Below are 5,111 nucleotides of genomic sequence, written 5' to 3'. Positions count from 1 at the left end.
ACGTTGGTCAGCGGACCGATGCCCGAACGACCGTGGGTGATGCCTTCCCAGCTGCTGGCCAGATCATTGCCCAACGGCGAGACCATACCCAGGCCGGTTACGACGACGCGACGCTTCATTGCTGATTCTCCTGACCCGAACGTTCTTTGCGGGTAACGCGGTTTACTTCGGTGTGGTGCGCAAACACACGGGGCCGCAAACAGCGGCCCCATGGGGTGTCGTGCGCGCCGGACTCAACGCCCGCACGCGCACTGACGTCCTGCATCAGGCCTTGACGTGGGCCGTGATGTAGGTGATCGCAGCCTGCACGGTGCTGATCTTCTCGGCTTCTTCGTCCGGGATCTCGCACTCGAATTCTTCTTCCAGCGCCATCACCAGCTCGACGGTGTCCAGCGAGTCAGCGCCCAGGTCATCGACGAACGATGCGCTGTTGGTGACTTCTTCTTCCTTGACGCCAAGCTGTTCGATGACGATTTTCTTGACGCGTTCTTCGATGGTGCTCATGGGATATCGCTCCAGATGGAGTAGTGGTTCAAAAGTGGTCGCCATCAAAGGCGATGGCCGTGGGATAGTGTAGTGGAAACCGGCGTGACCTTGCATTGCAGCAAAAATCCTCGCAGATCAACCACTTGCGGCGCGATCCCTGCGCCCCTTGCTTACGGCATGTACATGCCGCCGTTCACATGGAGAGTTTCGCCGGTGATGTAGCCGGCAGCCGGGCTGGCCAGGAAGGCCACCGCATGGGCGATGTCCTCCGGCGAACCCAGGCGTTCGAGGGCGATGTCGCCGATCAGCGCGGTACGCGCTTCTTCCGGCAGCGCCTTSGTCATGTCGGTGTCGATGAAGCCCGGCGCGACCACGTTGACGGTGACCCCGCGCGAGCCGATTTCCTTGGCCAGCGACTTGGAGAAACCGATGATGCCGGCCTTGGCGGCGGCATAGTTGGCCTGGCCGGCGTTGCCGGTCACGCCCACCACCGAGGCGATGTTGATGATGCGGCCCTTGCGCGCCTTCATCATGCCGCGCATGACGGCCTTGCTGGTACGGAACACGCTGGTCAGGTTGGTGTCGATGATCGACGCCCAATCGTCTTCCTTCATGCGCATCAGCAGGTTGTCGCGGGTGATGCCGGCGTTGTTGACCAGGATCGAGATCGGGCCGAATTCCTTGGCGATACCGTCAAGCAYGGCATCGAGCGCAGCGGCGTCGGTGACGTTCAGCGCGCGGCCGTGCCCGCCGTGGGCAGCCAGGCGCTCGCCGATCGCGGCGGCGCCGGAATCGGTGGTGGCAGTGCCGATGACGGTGGCGCCCTGGGCGGCCAGCAGATCGGCGATGGCGGCACCAATGCCACGGCTGGCACCGGTAACCAGTGCGATTTCACCCTGCAGGGGCTTGCTCATGATGTTTTCCTCAGGCTGGGGCGGCCGCCGCACCCGCGCCGCTTGCAGCGGCCACCGGCACGGTCGGCAGGAACAGGGGCAATCAGGCCGACCACGTCTCGCGGGCGGTTTCGAAGTCGCCCGGGGTGGCCAGGGAACGGCCGTCGATGGCCTTGTCGATGCGCTTGACCAGACCGGTCAGCACCTTGCCCGGGCCGCATTCGGCGATCCGGGTGACGCCACGGGCGGCCAGCGCCTGCACGCAGCCGGTCCACTGCACGGGCTGGTACAGCTGCTGCACCAGCGCGGCGCGGATCGCGTCCACACCGTCGTGCACCTTGGCGTCGACGTTCTGCACCACCGGCAGCTGCGGCAGCTGCCAGGACAGGCCGGCCATCACTTCGGCCAGACGGTTGGCGGCTTCGCGCATCAGCGGGGTGTGCGAGGGCACGCTGACGGCCAGCTTGACCGCCTTGCGCACGCCCTTCTCGGCCAGCAGCGCCAGCGCGCGGTCGACCGCGGCAGCGTCGCCGCCGATCACGATCTGGCCCGGCGAGTTGAAGTTGGCCGGAACGACCACCTGGCTGCCGGCAGCTTCCGCGCAGACGTCCAGCACCAGCTGGTCTTCGGCACCGAGCACGGCGGCCATGGCGCCCACACCCGCCGGTGCGGCGTCCTGCATCAGCTGGCCGCGCAGGCGCACCAGGTGCGCACCGTCGTGCAGGCTGAGGGCGCCAGCGGCGACCAGGGCGGTGTACTCACCCAGGCTGTGGCCCGCCAGAACCGACGGACGAGGACCGCCCACGGCGTTCCAGGCGCGCCACGCGCCGATGCTGGCGGCCAGCAGGGCCGGCTGGGTGTATTCGGTACGGTTGAGCATTTCCTCCGGGCCGCCCTGGGACAACGCCCACAGGTCGACGCCGGCACCATCGGATGCCTCGGTGAAGGCCTCACGCACCTGCGGGTGCAGTTCGGCCAGCTCGGCCAGCATGCCCACAGACTGCGAGCCCTGACCGGGGAAGACAAAAGCGAGGGTGGATACGGTCACGCGGTCATCCGCTTGTTGCAATCGAAGCGGGCCATGATAAGGGGGAACATGCCGTGTCGTCTGTACGTGCGCGTATGCACGGCGTATGGACAGTGCCGCGATACGGGGTCCGCCGGGCATGGCCCGGCGGACCGCGATCAGCAGAGCAGCTGCAGGATGTCCAGCTCGCCGTCGGCAAACCAGTCCATGCACAGGCCGACCACCATCAGCAGGCCCAGCGTGGTGGCGCCATGGGTGATGAAGATGGAGTGGGCCAGCGCACGCGCCGAGCGCCCCAGCTTCATGCACACCCGCGCCAGGCGCTGCAGACGGCCGCTGACGGCGTGCACATGCGCGCGTACCGGTGCCTGCACCCCGTTCATCGCCTCGGCCATCATCGCCTGCAGGCTTTCGGGGCGGTCAGCGTAGTACTTGGCCACGCCGTAGCCGAACATCAGCCAGTCACGCGCCTGCGCTTCGGCCAGGTCCATGACTTCCAGCGGATCTTCTTCGAAGTCGATGAAACCGACGTTCTGGCCATCCCAGGTGAGGTTGCGCGGCAACGGCTGGCCGAAATAGGCGCCACGTGCGTGTGCTTCGGCAATGGCCTGCATTGCCGCGGCCACGAGGCGATCGCGGCCGGCATCGTCGGCTTCGCGCAGGCAGGTATTGAACGAGCTGCCGTTGTCGCCGATCACCAGCGCGGCATGGCCGCTGCCGATCACCGCGGGCACGTTCACGCCCTGCGCCTGCAGTTCCGCCAGCCGGCGGGCCTCGGTTTCGCGCGCGGCGTCGCCACCGCGGTGCGGCGGCGGGCGCAGGGCATCGAGATGGAACCGGCGGGCAACAAAATTGAGCAGGCCCAGGGCCACTGCTCGGCTTCCTTCGCCGTACTGCTTCAGCCAGGCGCGCTGCCCTTCGATGACGATGGGCTCAACCATGACAGTCTCCTTTAACGCATTACGGCCCCAGAGGGGCCGTAACGACGGTTTCACGTTGTCGTAACTGGCACTATCAATAGCGCAGCAGTGCCGAACCCCACGTGAAGCCACCACCGAAGGCTTCCAGCAGCAACAGCTGGCCGCGCTCGACCCTGCCGGAACGAACAGCAGCATCCAGCGCCAGCGGCACCGAGGCCGACGAGGTGTTGCCATGCTTGTCGACGGTGACCACGACCTGGTCCATCGACATCTCCAGCCGCTTGGCGGTGGCTTCGATGATCCGCAGGTTGGCCTGGTGCGGAATCAGCCAGTCCAGGTCGGACTTGGTCAGGCCGTTGGCATCCAGGGTTTCGTCCACGACCGAGTCCAGCGCCTTGACGGCGTACTTGAACACGTCGTTGCCCTTCATGTTGATGGTGCCGCCACCGTTGTTGCCTTCACCGAAACCGACCGAGACGCCGACCGGATTCCACAGCAGCTCTTTCTTGCTGCCATCCGAATGCAGGTGGGTGCTGAGGATGCCGGTTTCTTCGTCGGCCTTGAGCACGACGGCGCCCGCGCCATCACCGAACAGCACGCAGGTGGTGCGGTCTTCCCAATCGACGATGCGGGTCAGGGTTTCCGTGCCGATCACCAGCACATGGCGGGCATCACCGGAGCGGATGAATTTGTCAGCCACGCTGAGCGCGAACACGAAGCCCGAACAGGCCGCGTTGACGTCGAAAGCGGGACAGCCGCTCACACCGAGCTTGGCCTGGATCAGGCACGCGGTGGAGGGAAAGATCAGATCAGGGGTGGTCGTACCGACCACGATCATGTCGAGCTGCGAAGCGTCGATACCAGCGGCTTCGATCGCACGCAGCGCGGCCTGGTAGCCGAGATCGCTGGTGGTTTCGCCTTCGGCAGCGATGTGCCGTTCACGGATACCGGTGCGCGTCTGGATCCACTCGTCCGAGGTCTCGACCATTTTTTCCAGGTCGGCGTTGGTCAGGACTTTTTCCGGCAAATAGCTACCGGTGCCCGCGATCCTCGAGTAGATCCGCTTGCTCATCATGTTTCCTGTTGCACGAGCCGCCGTTCACCGGCGTGCCCGGGAAAGAAGGCGAAGGCCGCTGCCCAGCGGGCAGCGACCTTCCGGCACATCAGTCTTCCTGGACAGCCGAAGACTTGGTCTGGATGACCTTCTTGCCGCGGTAGAAACCGTCAGCAGTGATGTGGTGACGCAGATGCACTTCGCCGGTGGTCGGGTCGGTCGACAGCTGCTTGGCGCTCAGGGCGTCATGCGAACGACGCTGGCCGCGACGGGACGGGGTAACACGGGATTTMTGGACAGCCATGGGATTGCTCCAAACTCGGTTCGTTTTGCTTCGTCGTTTCGTCGCACAGGACGCCAGCGTCCAGCACACTTTTCGCTTTCGCCGCAGCCGCCGACGACAACCGGCTGCTATTGTTTCTTCAATGCCGCCAACGCCGCGAACGGATTGGCCTTTTCAATTTCTTCTTCGGTCGGCGCCCAGTCCTTGTCGACTGCCTCACCGTACGGCGACAGGGGTACCACCGGCACCGCCAGCACCAACTCGTCCTCGACCAGGTCCAACGGACGCAGCTGGCCATCTTCCGGCACCAGCAACGGCTCGTATTCCTCCGGCAAAGACGATTCCTCGTCTTCCTCGCGGATCAGGCCAAGCCTCTGGGTCATCTTCACCGGCAGCAGGAAACGCTGCATGCTGCGCTGACAGGTCAGCGGCAACGCGGTATCGATGG

At 65.2% G+C, this 5,111-nt stretch carries 8 protein-coding genes; all 8 read right to left on the bottom strand.

What is annotated here, in order from left to right; all coding sequences use genetic code 11:
- A partial coding sequence (locus AC1VAN_RS10665) for a beta-ketoacyl synthase N-terminal-like domain-containing protein (RefSeq protein WP_480985775.1) occupies nt 1-119 on the bottom strand: 119 nt, incomplete at its 3' end.
- A 145-nt stretch (nt 120-264) separates the two neighbouring features.
- The gene (gene acpP, locus AC1VAN_RS10660; protein ID WP_025874077.1) at nt 265-504 is read right to left on the bottom strand and encodes an acyl carrier protein; all 240 of its coding nucleotides are present in this window, start codon (nt 502-504) and stop codon (nt 265-267) included.
- 152 nt (nt 505-656) lie between these two features.
- Entirely contained in the window at nt 657-1,400 is a 744-nt protein-coding gene (gene fabG / locus AC1VAN_RS10655; protein WP_480985774.1) for a 3-oxoacyl-ACP reductase FabG, read from the bottom strand.
- 82 nt (nt 1,401-1,482) lie between these two features.
- Nucleotides 1,483-2,427 carry an ACP S-malonyltransferase gene (fabD, locus tag AC1VAN_RS10650; RefSeq protein ID WP_025874079.1) on the bottom strand — a complete coding sequence of 315 codons (945 nt, stop codon included), beginning with the start codon at nt 2,425-2,427 and terminating at the stop codon, nt 1,483-1,485.
- Between the two features lie 137 nt (nt 2,428-2,564).
- Nucleotides 2,565-3,347 carry a BUD32 family EKC/KEOPS complex subunit gene (locus AC1VAN_RS10645; protein ID WP_032977357.1) on the bottom strand — a complete coding sequence of 261 codons (783 nt, stop codon included), beginning with the start codon at nt 3,345-3,347 and terminating at the stop codon, nt 2,565-2,567.
- A gap of 73 nt (nt 3,348-3,420) precedes the next feature.
- Nucleotides 3,421-4,398 carry a beta-ketoacyl-ACP synthase III gene (locus AC1VAN_RS10640; RefSeq protein WP_025879387.1) on the bottom strand — a complete coding sequence of 326 codons (978 nt, stop codon included), beginning with the start codon at nt 4,396-4,398 and terminating at the stop codon, nt 3,421-3,423.
- Nucleotides 4,399-4,489: 91 nt separating this feature from the next.
- The gene (gene rpmF / locus AC1VAN_RS10635; protein WP_480985773.1) at nt 4,490-4,684 is read right to left on the bottom strand and encodes a 50S ribosomal protein L32; all 195 of its coding nucleotides are present in this window, start codon (nt 4,682-4,684) and stop codon (nt 4,490-4,492) included.
- 107 nt (nt 4,685-4,791) lie between these two features.
- Nucleotides 4,792-5,111, bottom strand: a 320-nt coding sequence (locus tag AC1VAN_RS10630; protein WP_480985772.1) for a YceD family protein, incomplete at its 5' end; no start/stop codon positions are given.

Source organism: Stenotrophomonas sp. 05L44_2 (assembly GCF_056665995.1).
The sequence above is the reverse complement of the archived record's forward strand: the minus strand, read 5'-3'. Positions and strand labels throughout refer to the sequence as shown.

What these genes read in the sequence shown, in the direction of transcription:
- acpP (WP_025874077.1), bottom strand. Translation starts at nt 504, where the DNA reads ATGAGCACCATCGAAGAACGCGTCAAGAAAATCGTCATCGAACAGCTT.
- AC1VAN_RS10645 (WP_032977357.1), bottom strand. Translation starts at nt 3,347, where the DNA reads ATGGTTGAGCCCATCGTCATCGAAGGGCAGCGCGCCTGGCTGAAGCAG.
- AC1VAN_RS10640 (WP_025879387.1), bottom strand. Translation starts at nt 4,398, where the DNA reads ATGAGCAAGCGGATCTACTCGAGGATCGCGGGCACCGGTAGCTATTTG.